At 33.4% G+C, this 16,388-nt stretch carries 17 protein-coding genes; 2 read left to right on the top strand and 15 right to left on the bottom strand.

Going from position 1 to position 16,388, the window contains the following annotated elements; translation table 11 throughout:
- Positions 1-6: 6 nt before the first annotated feature.
- Positions 7-2,088, bottom strand: a complete 2,082-nt coding sequence (topA, locus tag M663_RS0111675) for a type I DNA topoisomerase (RefSeq protein WP_029689028.1) — start codon at positions 2,086-2,088, stop codon at positions 7-9.
- A 50-nt stretch (positions 2,089-2,138) separates the two neighbouring features.
- The gene (gene dprA / locus M663_RS0111670; protein ID WP_029689027.1) at positions 2,139-3,227 is read right to left on the bottom strand and encodes a DNA-processing protein DprA; all 1,089 of its coding nucleotides are present in this window, start codon (positions 3,225-3,227) and stop codon (positions 2,139-2,141) included.
- 89 nt (positions 3,228-3,316) lie between these two features.
- On the opposite strand from dprA, the gene M663_RS0111665 reads away from it, so the two are divergent.
- Positions 3,317-4,045: a ribonuclease HII gene (locus M663_RS0111665; protein WP_029689026.1), complete on the top strand. Its 729-nt coding sequence runs from the start codon at positions 3,317-3,319 to the stop codon at positions 4,043-4,045.
- A gap of 6 nt (positions 4,046-4,051) precedes the next feature.
- Positions 4,052-4,423, top strand: coding sequence for a YraN family protein (locus M663_RS0111660; RefSeq protein WP_003866688.1), 372 nt, complete (start codon positions 4,052-4,054; stop codon positions 4,421-4,423).
- On the opposite strand, the gene trpS is transcribed toward M663_RS0111660, so the two are convergent.
- From trpS to smc, 13 genes are all read right to left on the bottom strand, one after another.
- Complete coding sequence (gene trpS / locus M663_RS0111655; protein WP_003866687.1) at positions 4,412-5,395, bottom strand: tryptophan--tRNA ligase; 984 nt, start codon at positions 5,393-5,395, stop codon at positions 4,412-4,414. The two genes, M663_RS0111660 and trpS, sit on opposite strands and share 12 nt — an antisense overlap.
- An 81-nt stretch (positions 5,396-5,476) precedes the next feature.
- Positions 5,477-6,343 (bottom strand): YitT family protein, encoded by an 867-nt coding sequence (locus M663_RS0111650; protein WP_003866686.1) that lies wholly within the window; start codon positions 6,341-6,343, stop codon positions 5,477-5,479.
- 62 nt (positions 6,344-6,405) lie between these two features.
- Positions 6,406-7,938, bottom strand: a complete 1,533-nt coding sequence (locus M663_RS0111645) for a YifB family Mg chelatase-like AAA ATPase (protein WP_029689025.1) — start codon at positions 7,936-7,938, stop codon at positions 6,406-6,408.
- Positions 7,939-7,949: 11 nt separating this feature from the next.
- Entirely contained in the window at positions 7,950-8,783 is an 834-nt protein-coding gene (gene ylqF / locus M663_RS0111640) for a ribosome biogenesis GTPase YlqF (protein ID WP_003869185.1), read from the bottom strand.
- A 44-nt stretch (positions 8,784-8,827) separates the two neighbouring features.
- Entirely contained in the window at positions 8,828-9,172 is a 345-nt protein-coding gene (rplS, locus tag M663_RS0111635) for a 50S ribosomal protein L19 (RefSeq protein WP_003866683.1), read from the bottom strand.
- A 22-nt stretch (positions 9,173-9,194) separates the two neighbouring features.
- Complete coding sequence (trmD, locus tag M663_RS0111630; RefSeq protein WP_003869186.1) at positions 9,195-9,920, bottom strand: tRNA (guanosine(37)-N1)-methyltransferase TrmD; 726 nt, start codon at positions 9,918-9,920, stop codon at positions 9,195-9,197.
- Positions 9,920-10,423, bottom strand: coding sequence for a ribosome maturation factor RimM (rimM, locus tag M663_RS0111625; protein WP_003866681.1), 504 nt, complete (start codon positions 10,421-10,423; stop codon positions 9,920-9,922). The genes trmD and rimM overlap by 1 nt, the downstream gene beginning before the upstream one ends.
- Before the next feature lie 8 nt (positions 10,424-10,431).
- The gene (locus M663_RS0111620) at positions 10,432-10,659 is read right to left on the bottom strand and encodes a KH domain-containing protein (protein ID WP_003866680.1); all 228 of its coding nucleotides are present in this window, start codon (positions 10,657-10,659) and stop codon (positions 10,432-10,434) included.
- A 25-nt stretch (positions 10,660-10,684) separates the two neighbouring features.
- Complete coding sequence (rpsP, locus tag M663_RS0111615; protein WP_003866679.1) at positions 10,685-10,945, bottom strand: 30S ribosomal protein S16; 261 nt, start codon at positions 10,943-10,945, stop codon at positions 10,685-10,687.
- A 37-nt stretch (positions 10,946-10,982) separates the two neighbouring features.
- Entirely contained in the window at positions 10,983-12,323 is a 1,341-nt protein-coding gene (gene ffh, locus M663_RS0111610; protein ID WP_003866678.1) for a signal recognition particle protein, read from the bottom strand.
- A 13-nt stretch (positions 12,324-12,336) separates the two neighbouring features.
- Positions 12,337-12,690 carry a putative DNA-binding protein gene (locus tag M663_RS0111605; RefSeq protein ID WP_003866677.1) on the bottom strand — a complete coding sequence of 118 codons (354 nt, stop codon included), beginning with the start codon at positions 12,688-12,690 and terminating at the stop codon, positions 12,337-12,339.
- A gap of 99 nt (positions 12,691-12,789) precedes the next feature.
- Positions 12,790-13,746 carry a signal recognition particle-docking protein FtsY gene (ftsY, locus tag M663_RS0111600; RefSeq protein WP_004396174.1) on the bottom strand — a complete coding sequence of 319 codons (957 nt, stop codon included), beginning with the start codon at positions 13,744-13,746 and terminating at the stop codon, positions 12,790-12,792.
- A partial coding sequence (smc, locus tag M663_RS0111595; RefSeq protein WP_042805364.1) for a chromosome segregation protein SMC occupies positions 13,739-16,388 on the bottom strand: 2,650 nt, incomplete at its 5' end. The genes smc and ftsY, both read right to left, overlap by 8 nt.

The raw sequence follows: 16,388 nt of genomic DNA, 5'->3' as shown, positions 1-16,388 counted from the left end.
TTAAATTCATTTAACTTCTTTTTGATAATCACATTCTGGATTAGAGCATTTTAGTATATGACCATTTTTTGTATTTTTTTCTACTAACAAGCTACCACAAACAGGACATTTTTCATCAACGGGCTTATCCCACAATATGAAATCGCAATTAGGTGCATTTTCGCAAGCGTAATACGTTCGCCCTTTTTTGCTCTTTTTCTTTACAATTTCTCCACCACATTTAGGGCATTTCACACCAACCTTTTCGTACAAAGGTTTTGTATTTTTACATTCAGGAAAACCAGAACAAGCAAGAAATTTTCCATACCTGCCTTTCTTTACAACCATATTTCTCCCGCAAAGTTCACATTTAATGTCAGTTACTTCTACTTCTTCCTTTACGTCTATCTCTTCCATTTGTTCTTCAGCAATTTTCAAAGTATTATAAAAGTCTTCATAAAACTCTTGCACCACTTCATACCACTTCACTTGACCTTCTTCAATCTTATCCAGCTGCTCTTCCATCTCAGCAGTAAATTTTACATCTACAATTTTGGAAAAGAACTCCTTTAATGCGTCTGTCACAATAAAACCTAATTCTGTAGGTTTTAAATTCTTTTTATCTTTTACCATATATCCTCTTTCTAACAAAGTAGAGATAGTAGGAGCATAAGTACTGGGACGGCCTATTCCTTTTTCTTCTAATTCTTTAATCAAAGAAGCTTCTGTATATCGAGGCGGAGGCTGGGTAAAATGTTGCATTGGCTTTAATTCCTCTAAAAACAATTTGGTTCCTTCTTGAAGCACAGGTACAGTTTTTTCTTCCTCTTCTTGCATATCTGTTCCTTCTACATACACTGTCATAAAACCTAAAAATTTAATGCTAGAACCGGAGGCTTTAAAAACATATCCATTATTTACTATATCCATAGAAACAGTATCGTAAATCGCAGGTGCCATTTGACTTGCTAGGAATCTACTCCAAACTAGTTTGTACAATTTATATTGGTCTGGCGTTAGAGAATCTTTTATACTTTCCGGATCCCTATAAATAGAAGTAGGTCTTATAGCCTCGTGAGCATCCTGTACATTGGCTCTTTTAGAAGCATAATTTGCTTCAGGATTGGTATACTCTTTTCCAAACTTTTCAACTATGTATTTATAGACTTCAGCCTTAGCTTCATTTGCGACTCTTGTAGAATCAGTCCTTATATAAGTAATAAGACCTACACTGCCTTCTCCTTTGATTTCTACGCCTTCATATAATTGTTGTGCGATTAACATAGTTTTTTTTGCAGTAAATCCCAATTTTCTCGAAGCTTCTTGTTGCAAAGTACTAGTGATAAAAGGTGGAGAAGGATTCCTCTTTTTTACACCTGTTTTTACTTTATCTATAATGTATTCTTCAGACAATGCTGCTAATATTTTGTCTACATCTTCTTTTGTCTTTAACTCAACTTTATCCTCTCTGGTACCGTAGAATTTTGCCTCAAACTTGCCAGAGTTTTTCTCATCAGAGAGAATCGCGGTAATACTCCAATATTCTTCTGGCACAAAGGCTTCTATTTCTCTTTCTCTGTCGCAGATAAGCCTAGCTGCTACTGATTGAACTCTGCCTGCACTTAGTCCCCTCTTTATTTTTTTCCAAAGAAGGGGACTTATTTTATATCCTACCAATCTATCAAGAATTCTCCTGGCTTGTTGCGCATCTACCAAATTTAAATCTATAGAGCGAGGGCTTTTAAGAGCAGTTTGCACTGCATTTTTTGTAATCTCGTGAAATTCTATGCGACAAGGCTCCTCAATATTCAAATTTAACAATTGGGCAATATGCCAGGAAATTGCTTCTCCTTCTCTGTCAGGGTCAGTGGCCAAAAAAATTTTATCTGCATCCTTTGCTTCTTTTTTTAAATTCTCTATAATAGCCCCTTTTCCCCTGATAGTTATGTACTTAGGAGCAAAATTATTTTCAATATCGATACCTAATTGACTTTTAGGCAAATCCCTAACATGTCCCATGGAGGCTGCTACTTTAAAATTTTTGCCTAAAAATTTAGAGATGGTCTTAGCTTTAGCTGGAGATTCCACAATAACGAGAGATTTTGCCATTTCGACACCTCCAAAACAATTTATAATTATATCAAAGTTTTTGACAATTATCAAAATATTTTTTTCTCATATTTATTGCCAGGAAGTTTTTCAATCATACCTTTTAACATTAAAGAAGATAAAATTGCATTAACTTTTGAGATTTTTATTTTCACATAGCCTGCTATTTCTTCTATATCTCTTGGAGCTTCACAAATAAAATCGTACACTTCTTTCTCTTCCTCCGTAAGAGGAAATATAAGATTTTCTTCAATCTTTTGTTGTACATCCTCTCTTAAATTAAATTCTTCTAAAATATCCTCAACACCAATTACAATTTTCGCACCTTGTTTTATGAGCTCATTTGTTCCTCTGCTATAAGCACTCGTTATATTCCCAGGTACTGCAAAAACCTCTCTTCCTTGTTCTAAGGCAAATTGAGCCGTCAATAAAGATCCACTTTTTATTCCTGCTTCTATCACAACTACCCCAAGAGATAACCCGCTTATGATTCTATTCCTCAGAGGAAAATTTTGTGGCAGTGGAGGAGAATCAAGAGGAAACTCTGAAACCAGCAATCCCTCCTCACTAATTTGCTCCATCAGCTTTTTATTTTCTCTTGGATAAACTATGTTTATGCCATTTCCCAAAACAGCAATAGTTTTTCCTCTTCCCTTCAAAGCTCCTATATGAGAAAAACTATCAATTCCTCTTGCCATGCCACTTACAACTGTTATACCTCTTTCTGACAGCTCATATGCCAATTTTTGTGCCACTTGTTTTCCATAAAAAGTAGCATTTCTTGCGCCCACCATGGCAATGCGCAAATTATCTTTTAAATTTATATTCCCCTTCAAATATAAAACAGGAGGTGGATCATAAATATTTTTTAATTCTTTCGGATATTCCTCCTCTTCTAATGTATATACACTTATTTTTGAATTTTGCAATCTTTCTATATAATCAAAAGGGTTCAACTTCTGAGCTTCTATTATATTTTGTACTAATTTTCTATTTCCTATTGCTTTAAAAATATCAATTTCTTTTGCTTTATACACACCTTCCGCAGTTTTGAAAAATTCCATCAATTGAACAAAACTTTTATACCCTATTCCTTTGACAGTACTTAACCATATTTTAAAAATCTTTTCCCTTTCCATAATTGCTCCCCTTTAACATCGTTTTCCCTAATTATCTTTATTATAATACATAACCTGTGATAAAATAAAGAAAAAAGAAAGGTGATACAATGTCAAACTTATATAACCTACGCCAACTCAAAAACTATTTATACCAAAATCCCTTTTGTGACTTTCAATCTCTCAGCTTAAATGAAGCGGCTAAAAAGTGGCTTGAAAAAGAAACAGAAAGAATAAATAATCTAAAATACTATGAAAATCAATTATATCAATTAAATTTAAATTTCATTGCTGGAGTAGACGAGGCGGGAAGAGGTCCTTTAGTAGGACCAGTAGTTGCCGCCTGTGTAATACTTCCTAAAGAAGTTTTCATCCCTGAGATAAATGACTCGAAAAAACTATCTGAAGAAAAAAGAGAAGTATTGTCGGAGGTAATAAAAAAAGTAGCTATCTCTTATTCCTTTGGAATAGTTGATTGCGAAGAAATTGATAAAATAAATATATTAAATGCCACCTATAAAGCTATGCAGATTGCTATTTCAAAAATACAACAAAAAATTGATTACCTTTTAGTAGATGCTATTACCATTCCTCAAATAGAGATAAATCAAAAAGCTATAGTAAAAGGAGATTCAAAAAGTATCTCTATAGCTGCCGCCTCTATACTGGCAAAGGTTGAAAGAGATAAAATGATGAAAGAATACCACAAAATCTATCCTCAGTATAATTTTGAAAAAAACAAAGGTTATGGTACAAAAGAACATATTGAAGCTCTAAAAAAATATGGCCCCTGTCCTATCCACAGAAAAACTTTTATTGAAAAAATTCTGAAAGGATGAAAAACATTGAACAAAAAAATAATAGGCAGCTTAGGAGAAAAAATAGCTGCCCAATATCTATTAAAATCAGGTTATAAAATTTTAGAGAAAAATTTTAAATGCAAAATTGGGGAAATAGATATAATAGCTCTATTCAAAAAAGAAATAGTTTTTGTAGAGGTAAAAACAAGAACCTCTACCTCTTTTGGAACTGGAAGTGAAGCTGTAAATTTTCGTAAACAACAAAGAATATTGAAAATTGCCCAATTGTACTTAGCTACAACAGAAAAATTTCGAAATTTTCAGCCTCGCTTTGACGTGATTGAGATTTATTTAAATCCTGATACATTAGCCTTTGAAAAACTAAGTCATTTCCCCAACGCCTTTTTAATCTTTTAATATCAATCCCACCTTTTCTTTTACTTCTTTCAAAGTTTTTTCAGCAACAGCTTGGGCTCTTTCCGCCCCTTCCTTTAAAACCTTCAAAACATAATCTCTACTGAGGTCTTTATAATTTTTTTGTATAACAGTCAATTTATCTATTACGACCTCTGCTAATTCCTTCTTTAAAGTGCCATAACCCTGTCCGTTAAATTTATTTATAACTTCTTCTATTTCCATGCCTGTAAACAAACTATAAATAGTCAAAAGGTTGCTGACTCCTGGCTTATTATCCCAATCCAATCTTATTTCACTCTCAGAATCAGTTACTGCTTTCATTATCTTTTTCTTAATTGAAGAAGGCTCGTCCAAAAGATTGATTCTGTTATTTGGATCACTGTCACTTTTACTCATCTTTTTAGTAGGGTCAGTAAGACTCATTATTCTCGCACCAAGTTTTAAAATCATAGGCTCAGGAACTACAAAAGTTTCACCAAATCTGTTGTTAAAACGCTGCGCAATGTCTCTTGTCAGTTCTAAGTGCTGCTTTTGGTCTTCTCCTACAGGAACATAATGGGTATTGTATAAAAGTATATCTGCTGCCATCAAGTCCGGATATGTAAAAAGTCCAACTGAAACAGATTCCTTTCCTTTGCTTTTATCCTTAAATTGTGTCATCCTGCTCAATTCACCAAAATAGGTTATACATTGTAGCAACCATGCCAATTCTGCATGGGCAGGAACGTGAGACTGAATAAAAATGGTAACTTTTTTAGGATCTAAACCTATTGCAAGGTAAAGTGCTGCCAATTCAATAGTTTTTTCCTTTAAAACTTTAGGGTCTTGAGGAACTGTTAAAGCATGTAAATCAACGGCACAAAAAAAGCATTCATAATCATCTTGTAGCGCAACAAATTGTCTCATTGCACCCAAGTAATTACCTATGTGAATATCTCCCGAGGGTTGTACTCCTGAAAAAACTTTTTTCAAGCTATCAACTCCTTTTCAATTGAGTATTTTATGTCGTTTAGAAAAAATTATAAGAGAAAATTTCAAAATTTGCAATGAAATTTAAAATAATTCCCTCATAAATCCTTTTCCATGGACTTCGGCTACATCTAATATAGAGATAAAAGCATTTTCATCTATTTGGTGTACAATAAGTTTAAGTTGTGGAAGCTGTGTTAAAGACACAATGGAATATAAAACCTTTTTGTTCTCTTTGGTATAAGCACCCTCTCCATGAAGCAAAGTAACCCCTCTTTTTAATGTAGTCATTATTTCTTTGCTCACTTCTTCTACTTTATCAGTAACCACCAGCACCATTTTTTGTCTATTAAAACCTTTTATAGTTTTATCCACCATATAGGAAGTAATGTACATTGAGACAAGAGTGTAAAGAGCACTGGTTAAACCAAAAAATACTGCTCCGATAGCTACAATGAAAAAGTTAACGATAAAAGAAATATGCCCAATTTCAAAATTATCATATTTCTTTTTTACAATTACAGAAATTATATCTAACCCGCCAGTTGACCCGTGATTACTAAAAACTATTCCCATACCTAAACCATTTAACACTCCGCCGTATAAACTCAAAAGTAATGGATCATTTATATGTAAGATATTTTTTATTGAATAAGTAAGCACCAAAAACAAAGAAAGTGATACAGTACCTATAATAGTAAAAATTGTAAACCTTAAATTTACTTTTTTATAGCTCAAAATTAAAAGTGGGATGTTTAGCAAAAAAATAATGTATCCTGCAGGAAACTTTGTTAAATACTGTATAATAAGTGCAATGCCAGAGACTCCTCCACTTAAAAGTTTAGCATGAACAATAAACATGTTAATACCAATAGCAGACATTAAAGTCCCTATAAGAATAAAGAAAATATTTTTTATACTTTCTCTATTAAAAAAACTTGTTATCTCCAAGCTAACACCTTCTTATCACAATTGAGACTTAATTACTTTACATAAAATTTTTATTGTAATTTTTATTTATACCAATATTTGCTATCAACAATTCTATACTGTAATGCTTCTGCTACATGCTCAAACTTAATATTTTCTGCACCTTCTAAATCAGCAATTGTACGAGCTATTTTTAAAATTTTATTATATCCTCTTGCACTTAAATAAAACTTTTCGAAAGCCTCATTTAAAAATTTTTTAGTATCTTCATCAAGTTTGCAATATTTTTTCAGCATATTTCCTTTTAATTGAGAATTAAAGTATATACCAGTACCTTTATACCTTTTAAGTTGCATTTCTCGTGCTTTTATGACTCGTTCGCGAATTTCTTTGGAACTTTCCGATGGCGTTTCTTCTTCGAAATATTTATCTTTTTTAAGAGGTTTTACCTCCACATGTAAATCAATTCTATCTAACAAAGGTCCTGAAATCTTATTTTGGTATCTTCTTATTTCATTTACACTACAATGGCATTCGCGAGTATCATCGCCATAATAGCCACAAGGACAAGGATTCATAGCTAAAATCAAAATAAATTTGCACGGATAACTAAAACTACCATTTACACGAGTAATTGTAACCACTTCATCTTCTAATGGCTGCCTTAAAACTTCTATTGCATCTTTTTTAAATTCAGGAATCTCATCTAAAAATAACACTCCATAGTGGGCAAGGGATACTTCCCCAGGCTTAGGATATTTTCCTCCCCCAACTAAAGCAACTGTAGAGATAGTATGATGAGGGGCTCTAAAAGGTCGAGTAGTGATAAGAGGCGTACCTTTTGGAAGCAATCCTGCTATACTGTATATCTTGGTAACTTCTAAAGCCTCTTCAAAACTTAACTGAGGAAGAATAGTAGGAAAACGCCTTGCCAACATAGTTTTACCCGCTCCAGGAGGGCCAATCATTAGCACATTGTGGCCTCCGGCAGCGGCAATCTCAAGTACCCTTTTTGCATTTTCCTGCCCTTTTACTTCAGCAAAATCTACGTCGTATTCTACATTATCAAAAAAACTATTAATATCTAAAGTAAAAGATTCTATTTCCCTATCTCCATTTAAAAATTCAACCACTTCTTTTAAATTTTTCATAGGATATACTTTTATCCCCTCTACAACTGCCGCTTCATGTGCATTTTCATAAGGAACAACAATAGAGGAAATACCTTTTTCCTTTGCCCCTATTACCATTGGCAGTATACCATTTACGCCTCTTAGACTTCCGTCCAAAGAAAGTTCACCTACAAAGGCTATATCTTCCTTTTCCTCTTTTATCTCCTCTGTGCATTTTAAAATTCCTATTGCCAAAGGCAAATCAAAAGCAGTACCTTCTTTTTTAGTATCCGCTGGTGCTAAATTTACAGTAATTTTTTTGAGGGGAAATTCAAAGCCACTGTTTTTGATAGCAGACCTTACTCTGTCTCTTGCTTCCTTAACTTCTGTATCGCCCAAGCCCACAATATCAAAAGAAGGAATTCCTGTAGATAAATCTACCTCCACCTCTACCACATAGGCATTTATCCCTAAGACTGCCATACTTTTTACTTTAGAAAGCATAAAAATCCCCCTTATGGTCTTTCCAGAGAAATCTTCCCCAGTTTTCCCTTGCGAAAATCCTCCAGCAAAATATGAGAAGTTTTTAATGTATCTACTTCTCCACCTGCAATTAAACAACCTCTTTTTCTACCTATTTCTTTTAAAAGTTCAAAATCTTCATCTACTATTTTATCAATTTTATAGCGGGACATCAAATAATTAGGATAATACTTTTTTAAGATTGCTACTAAGTTTAATGCTATTTCTTCTATGTCTAATATTTCATCTTTTATAGCTCCAGTAATTGCTAACATAATTCCTACTTTTTTATCGTCAAATTTTGGCCAGAGTATGCCAGGAGTGTCCAAAAGGTCGAAATAAGGAGTTTTTATCCAATGCAAAGCCCTTGTAACCCCCGGCTTATCGCCAGTCTTTGCCCTTTTACTGCCAATTAATTTATTAATAAAAGTAGATTTACCGACATTTGGAACACCTACAATCATTCCTCTCAGCCTTGGAATCATTCCTTTTTGCTTTTTTTTATCCAAAATATCTTGACAAACTCTCTGAGTTGCTTCATTTATCTCTTTAAGGCCAAATCCTGTAATTGAATTAACTTTTACCGCTTCTATTCCCTTTTCTTTAAAATATTCTATCCATAAATCCGTAATTACATCATCAGCCAAATCAGCTTTATTGAGAAGAATGATCCTTTTTTTATTTTTTACAATATCATCAATATCTGGGTTTCTACTGCTTTTAGGTATTCTCGCATCTACTATTTCGTATACTACATCTACTAACTTAAGGTTAGAAACTATCTCCTTTTTAGATTTTGCCATATGTCCAGGATACCACTGTATCATGTCTAATTCCTCCACATATTTAAAAAAGGGGTTTTAACCCCTTTTTACATTAATTCCTTTATCTTTGTAGCAGCTTTTCCTACTCTCTTTCTCAAATAATACAATTTTGCTCTTCTGACTTTACCTCTCCTTATAACCTCTATCTTTTCAATTCTTGGAGAGTGAAGTGGAAAAGTCCTTTCAACTCCAACGCCATAAGATACACGTCTTACAGTGAAAGTCTCTCTTAAACCTGATCCACTCTTTTTAATTACTATCCCTTCAAAAGGCTGAATTCTTTCCCTATCTCCTTCAATAACCTTATAATGTACCCTTATAGTATCTCCTACATTAAAAGGAGTTAAGTCTTTTCTCATCTGCTGACTTTCAACTGCTTTTATTAAGTCCATTATTTTTCCCTCCTTCCACCTTCTAAATGTCAAATCCTTTTTCTCTTAAAAACTTTTTATCTTCTTCAGTCAAAACAGCCTTTTTAAGCAAATCAGGCCGTTTTAAAAGAGTTATCTCTAAAGACTTTTGCCTTCGCCATTTAGCTATTTCGGCATGATTACCACTTAGTAAAATTTCTGGCACCTTCATACCTCTAAAAACTTCTGGCCTTGTATACTGTGGATATTCCAATAAATTATTAGCAAAGGATTCTTCTATAGCGCTTTGAGGGTGTGAAAGTACTCCTTCAATAAGTCTTGTTACAGCGTCAATGATAGCCATGGCGGCTATCTCTCCGCCTGTCAATATAAAATCTCCTAAAGAAATTTCTTCATCAATAACAGAATAGACTCTTTCATCTATTCCTTCATAGTGTCCACACAAAAGGGCTATTCTTTCTAATTTAGACATCTTAACCGCCATTTCCTGATTAAAAATTTTACCTTTAGGACCAAGGTAATATACAGGGATATTTCCTTGACTTTTTACAAATTCAATTGCATCAAAGAGAGGCTGAGGCATCATCACCATTCCTGGCCCGCCTCCATAAGGATAATCATCTACTCTTTTGTGTTTATCCTTTGAAAAATCTCTTATATTTATCAAATTAACTTTTATTTTTCCTTTTTCAATAGCCCTTTTCAATATACTATAGGATAAAACACTATCAAACATTTCAGGAAATAGGGTTAAAACGTCAAAAATCATCATAGCCCCTCCAGAAGGTGGACCACCATTACTTTATTGTCAACATCAACTTTTTTAACCACTTCTTTTATAGCAGGAATTAGTATTTCCCTCTCCTCAGTTTTTATTACATACACATCATTTGCACCTGTCTTAAGTACCTCTACCAATGTACCCAGAAAACTTCCTTCTTCTGTATACACCTTCATCCCGACTAAATCTTTGATGAAATATTCATTTTCTTCTAACTCCAAAGCATTTTGAGAGTCAACTTTTAAAAAGGCCCCTTTTAATTTTTCTGCATCGCCTCTAGTATCAATTCCTTTTAATTTTACACAAACTCCTTTAGATATAATCTTGACATATTCAATGTCATATTTGTGGGGCCTTTGTTGGTCATCAAAAATCCATACATACTCAAGGTCATAAAACCTTTCGGGAACATTGGTAAGAGGATATACTTTAACTTCGCCCTTAATGCCATGGGCAGAAGTAACTTTTCCTACATTATAATAATCAGCCATACCACCACCTAAATTATCTCAACAATCACACGTTTCTTTTCTTTTAAGGCAGCAGCTTTAACCAACGTGCGAATTGCTTGAGCAATCCTTCCCTGTTTCCCAATTACTTTTCCCATATCTTCGGGAGCAACTTTAAGCTCTATGATAACAGATTGCTGTCCTTCAATTTCATTGACTTCTACAGCATCAGGATTGTCAACTAACGCCTTGGCTATAGTTTTAACCAATTCTCCCATTATTACACCTCCTCACAAGAGAGGATTATTGAGATGCACTATTGCCAATTATACCTTCTTTTTTAAACAGTGACTTTACAGTATCTGAAGGTTGGGCACCAACACTAAGCCACTTTTTAGCCTTTTCAACATCTATTTTTATTTCAGCAGGCTGGGCTATAGGATTGTAATATCCTATCTCATCAATAAACCTTCCATCTCTTGGTGATCTTGAATCTGCTACTACTATCCTGTAAAAAGGTCTTTTCTTAGCCCCAAACCTTTTTAATCTTATTCTGACTGCCACTTTCTCACCTCCTTCAAAAGTTGCCCACCTTCCGATATCATCTAAAGAAAGGCAGCCTCATTTTACCTTTCTTTAGGTCTTTGTCAATATCAGCAAATTTCTTCATCATCTTTTTAGTTTCTTCAAACTGTTTTAAGAGGCTATTTACCTGTTGGATGGTGGTACCGCTGCCTTTGGCAATTCTTTTCTTTCTACTGCCATTTATAATAGAAGGGTTTTGCCTTTCTTCTTTAGTCATAGATTGAATAATGGCTTCTATCCTCTTTAAGTCTTTTTCTGAAAAGTCCACATTTTTAAGCATGTTTTTGTTCATTCCAGGGATCATACTGAGAAGTTGGTCTAAAGGCCCCATATTTTTAAGACTCTGCAATTGTTCTAAGAAATCTTCCAGTGTAAACTGTTTTGTTAAAAGCTTTTGCCCTAGCTCTTGTGCCTTTTTCTCATCAATTGCTGCTTGGGCCTTTTCAATTAAAGTCAAAACATCTCCCATTCCCAAAATACGAGAGGCCATTCTATCAGGATAAAAGGGCTCTAAGTCTGTTAGTTTTTCACCTGTTCCAATGTATTTTATAGGTTTTTGTGTAACAGCCTTAATAGAAAGAGCTGCTCCACCCCTCGTATCTCCATCCAATTTTGTCAATATAACTCCTGTTATATCTAACCTTGCATTAAAGGAAGACGCTACGTTTACTGCGTCTTGACCTGTCATCGCATCTACTACTAACAAAATCTCATCTGGTTGTACTGCTTTTTTTATATTTACAAGTTCCTCCATTAATTCTTCATCTACGTGAAGCCTACCCGCAGTATCTATGATAATTACGTCAGAGTTATGAGACTTTGCATAATCAATAGAAGCTTTTGCAATATCAACAGGGTTTACTTTGTCCCCCATTGTAAAAACTGGTACATTTACATTAGCTCCTACAACCTGTAACTGCTTTATCGCAGCCGGTCTGACGACGTCACAGGCTACTAGTAGGGGATTTTTTCCCTGCTTCTTTAACAAGTTTGCCAATTTCCCACAAGCAGTGGTCTTTCCAGAACCTTGAAGTCCAACCATCATTATAACTGCAGGAACTTTATTCCCTATATTTAACCGGCTTTGAGTAGACCCCATAAGGGCTATAAGCTCATCATTGACTATCTTTATCACCTGTTGCCCCGGGGTCAGGCTTTCCATCACTTCTTGTCCTAAAGCTTTTTCTGTAACAGAGTTTATAAAGTCTTTTACTACCTTAAAGTTGACATCCGCTTCTAAGAGGGCAACTTTTACTTCCCTCATAGCTTCTTTTATATCTTTTTCTGTGAGTTTTCCTTTTCCTCTTAACTTTTTAAAGATTTCCTGCAGCCTTTCAGATAGGCTTTCAAAAGCCATTAAAATTTACCTCCTACAGATTTAGCTCTTCTATTTCACGAGCTATCTCCTCAATAATTTTTAAAATTTCTGGGTCTCTTTCTCTTTCCCGTATTATTTCAATGCCCTTTTTTATCTTATCCAGTTTATTCATTATTTCTTGATGTCTTTTTACCAACCCTAACTTTTCCTCAAAAAACTCTAACGAGCTTTCTGCTCTTTTTAAAGTGTCATAAACTCCCTGCCGTGAGATATCCAAAAGTTCGGAAATTTCTCCAAGAGAATAATCATTTAAATAATACATCTCAAAAATTTCTCTTTGCTTATCTGTAAGCAAAGCACCATAAAAATCATACAAAAGAGTCATAAATAAAAAATCATCATCCACAAAAATCCCACCCGTTAAGGTCCTAACCTTTACATTAAGATTTTATATGAAGGGCTGCTTTTTGTCAAGCTGTGTTTTTTCATTTTTTTGCGATTTAATTTACTGAAAAATAGCAGAAACGAAAGATTTTGCATCAAAAGCTTGCAAATCCTCTATTCCTTCCCCAATTCCTATATATCTTATAGGTACATTTAATTCTGATTTTATAGCTACAACAATTCCACCTTTTGCCGTTCCATCTAATTTGGTAAGTACAATACCGGTTATATCAGAAACTTCTTTAAATATTTTCGCCTGTTGAAGAGCATTTTGACCAGTTGTAGCATCTAAAACTAAAAAGGTTTCTACTCTCGCTTCAGGATATTCCCTATCTATAACTTTGCGTATTTTCCTCAATTCCTCCATCAGATTCTTTTTATTATGCAGTCTACCTGCAGTATCACAAATAAGTATATCTATTCCCCTTGCTTTTGAGGCTTGAATGCCATCAAAAATAACAGAAGCTGGATCTGAGCCTTCTTGGTGTTTGATAATTGGACAGTTAACTCTCTCTGCCCATATTTCTAACTGGTCAATAGCTGCAGCTCTAAAAGTATCACCTGCTGCTAGCATAACTTTTTTGCCTTCTTTTTTGTACAAATAAGCTAATTTTCCAATTGTAGTAGTCTTTCCTACTCCATTTACCCCAACGTTCAATATCACCATAGGAGAAGTCAAGGTAAAAGGTTCTACATCCTTTTGCAAAATTTCATAAACTTCTTCAGCTAAAAGTTCTTTTATTTGAGATGCATCATAAATCTTTCTTTCTTTTGCCTTTTGACGTATTCCTTCTATAATCTTAGAAGTAGTACTAATACCTATATCAGCTAAAATTAAAATCTCTTCTAATTCTTCCAAAAGTTCTTCGTCAATTTTTCTACCTATTGTAACAATACTATCTATTTTAGAAGTCAAATTTTCTCTTGTTTTTAAAAGTCCTTCTTTAATCTTTTGAAAAAAACCTTTTTTTTCAGCAGTTTCGGATTCTTTTTTAGATTTGTCAAAAAAATTAAGCATGTTTTACCAAGCCTCCTATTTTGTCGTCAGTATTTAGTTTAAGGGATAACAATTTGGAAACTCCTTTTTCTTGCATTGTTACACCGTATATCGCATCTGCCACCATCATTGTCCCTTTTCTGTGGCTTACAACTATAAACTGAGTATCTCTTGACAATTCTTTCAGAAACTCAGCAAATCTCTCCACATTTGCATCATCTAATGCTGCATCTATCTCATCCAATATACAAAAAGGAGTAGGTTTTATAATTAGCATTGCAAATAAAAGGGAAATAGCAACTAATGCCTTTTCTCCTCCTGAAAGAAGAGAAAGGGTTTGCAATTTCTTTCCTGGGGGCTGTGCTTTAATTTCTATACCTGTTTCTAAAAGATTGTCTTCATCAGTAAGTATTAACTCTGCATTACCCCCTCCAAAAAGTCGCCTAAACGTCTCCTTAAATTGAATCTGTAGGATTTCAAAACCATCTTTAAATTTTGTTTTGATAATTTTATTTGCTTCTTCGATTACAGAAATCAAAGATTCCTTTGCCTTTATAATATCTTCCATCTGAGATTTTAAAAAATCATACCTTTCCTTTACCTCTTTATATTCTTCAATAGCATCTATATTCACATTACCTAATCCTTTTATAGCCTTTGCCAAATGATCTGCTCTTTGTCTTAATTTTGAAATCTCGCCTTCTTCAGCTTCTTCAAAAGCTCTGTCTAAGGTCAATTCATATTCTTCCCAAAGCCTATTTTTGATATTGTCAATCTCTATCTGGAATCTTTGCATTTCCATTTCTACCTTATGAAATTCTTCATTAATATTAGTAAATTCTTGTTGTAAAATCGAAAATTTTTCTTTACGCTTTTGTAAATCCTCTTCTTCTTGGAAAATATTATCTTCTAAAGAAGAAATATCTTTTTGAATTTTTTTTACTTCTTGTTGTAATTTATATATTTCTCCTTGCAACTTTTCCCTATCTAAACTCAAATTGACCTTTAAGCTTTCTATTTCTTTAATATTCTTTTCCTTCTCTACTATATTGTTTTTTTCTCTATCAAATTCTTGCCGTTTATCTTTTAAGTTATGAAGTTCATTCTGGAGCTTTTGTTCGATTTTAGCGATTTCAATCTTCAAAGCAGTGATTTCTTTATCTAAAATTGCTAAATTTTCCTCTCCTTTATTGTTTTTTTCTTTAAAGCCATTGATCAAAGCATCCAATCGTTCTTTTTCTTTTTCTAAGCTTTCTAACTCTTTTAAAAACCGGTCAATTTCTTGTTGATAATTTCTAACATTTTCCTTTAATTCATCAATTTCTAAAGTATAATTTTCTAGTTGATTTAATAAATTTCCTATTTCTTTTTCTAATGAAATCCTCCTTTGCTCATTAGAAGTTATATTGTAGCTAATATCAAAAATTTCTTTGTTCAATAATTCTATTTGCTCCTCTTCATGAATTTTATCATTTATTTTTTGCCCAATTTCTTCCCCCAATATTTCTTGTTGATTTTTTAAACTATCAATATCTTTTTTCAGTTTAGTTATCTCTTCTTTTCTTTTAAAGATGCTTTGAAGTTTAGGTTTTAAACTGCCACCTGTTATTGCACCCCCTGGATTTATAACTTCTCCTTCTAATGTTACAATTTTATAAGCTTGATTATATTTTTTAGATAACCTCACTGCATTTTCAATGGTATCTACTATAATAACACGGCCTAACAAAAAATTAAAAATTTCTTCTAAATTATCGTTATACTTTATTAGCTTAGAAGCAACTCCAATTACGCCTTTCTCAGTCAAAATATTGCTTTCCTGTTGAGAAAGACCCCTCCCACGGATTAAATCAAGAGGCAAAAAAGTAGCTCTTCCTAAATCTTTTTGTTTTAACCTTTCAATTATTTCCGCTACTCCCTCAGAAGATTTTATAACTATATTCTGTATACTTGAGCCTAATGCTACCTCAATTGCTGTGCTATAAGTATTTTCAACCTCTAAAAGTTCCCCCACTACTCCTATTATATTTTCCTTAAAAGAAGGAATATTTTCAGAGAGTTTTAACAAGTTCCGCACAGTTCCACTATAGCCTTCGTAATTTTTATCCATCTCCTCTAAAATAGAAAGTCGTGACCTTTTTCTTTCAATTTCTTCTTTAATAACTTTTAAAGTATCTTCTCTCAAAATCAGCTCATTATCAATTTTTTGTAAAGCTTGCTGTTTAGTAATCCTTTGCTGATTCTTTTTATCCAGTTCTTTTTGTAAAATTTGTAATTCTTCAACAATTTTATTTTTTTCTTTATCCAAAATTTCTATTCGATTTTGAATTTCCTCTATATGCTTTTTTAAATTTTGCTGCCTACTTATTGCCTCTTCCTTTAGAGAATTGTTCAAAGACAATTTTCCTTTCACGTCTGCTATGCTATTTAAAATTTCAATTATATCTTCCTTAGCTTTTTCAACTTCTTCTATCTCATTCTTTTGTTTCTTTTGCAAACTTACATATTCTTCTTGAAATTGTCTTAACTTTTCTTCCAATTCTTCCTTGTTTGCATGTAAAAGGGCTACATTAGACTCTATCCTTTTAAGTTCTTCCTTTAAAACTCTTTCCCGTTTTGCAGCTTTTTCTAACTCCTCTCTGTAAAGCTCTGTGGTTTCTTCC

The organism is Thermoanaerobacter sp. A7A (assembly GCF_000445185.1).
Lineage (GTDB): Bacteria > Bacillota > Thermoanaerobacteria > Thermoanaerobacterales > Thermoanaerobacteraceae > Thermoanaerobacter.
This window is presented reverse-complemented; position numbering and strand designations above follow the sequence as displayed.

What these genes read in the sequence shown, in the direction of transcription:
- topA (WP_029689028.1), bottom strand. Translation starts at nt 2,088, where the DNA reads ATGGCAAAATCTCTCGTTATTGTGGAATCTCCAGCTAAAGCTAAGACC.
- dprA (WP_029689027.1), bottom strand. Translation starts at nt 3,227, where the DNA reads ATGGAAAGGGAAAAGATTTTTAAAATATGGTTAAGTACTGTCAAAGGA.
- M663_RS0111665 (WP_029689026.1), top strand. Translation starts at nt 3,317, where the DNA reads ATGTCAAACTTATATAACCTACGCCAACTCAAAAACTATTTATACCAA.
- M663_RS0111645 (WP_029689025.1), bottom strand. Translation starts at nt 7,938, where the DNA reads ATGCTTTCTAAAGTAAAAAGTATGGCAGTCTTAGGGATAAATGCCTAT.
- ylqF (WP_003869185.1), bottom strand. Translation starts at nt 8,783, where the DNA reads ATGATACAGTGGTATCCTGGACATATGGCAAAATCTAAAAAGGAGATA.
- rplS (WP_003866683.1), bottom strand. Translation starts at nt 9,172, where the DNA reads ATGGACTTAATAAAAGCAGTTGAAAGTCAGCAGATGAGAAAAGACTTA.
- trmD (WP_003869186.1), bottom strand. Translation starts at nt 9,920, where the DNA reads ATGATTTTTGACGTTTTAACCCTATTTCCTGAAATGTTTGATAGTGTT.
- rimM (WP_003866681.1), bottom strand. Translation starts at nt 10,423, where the DNA reads ATGGCTGATTATTATAATGTAGGAAAAGTTACTTCTGCCCATGGCATT.
- M663_RS0111620 (WP_003866680.1), bottom strand. Translation starts at nt 10,659, where the DNA reads ATGGGAGAATTGGTTAAAACTATAGCCAAGGCGTTAGTTGACAATCCT.
- ffh (WP_003866678.1), bottom strand. Translation starts at nt 12,323, where the DNA reads ATGGCTTTTGAAAGCCTATCTGAAAGGCTGCAGGAAATCTTTAAAAAG.
- ftsY (WP_004396174.1), bottom strand. Translation starts at nt 13,746, where the DNA reads ATGCTTAATTTTTTTGACAAATCTAAAAAAGAATCCGAAACTGCTGAA.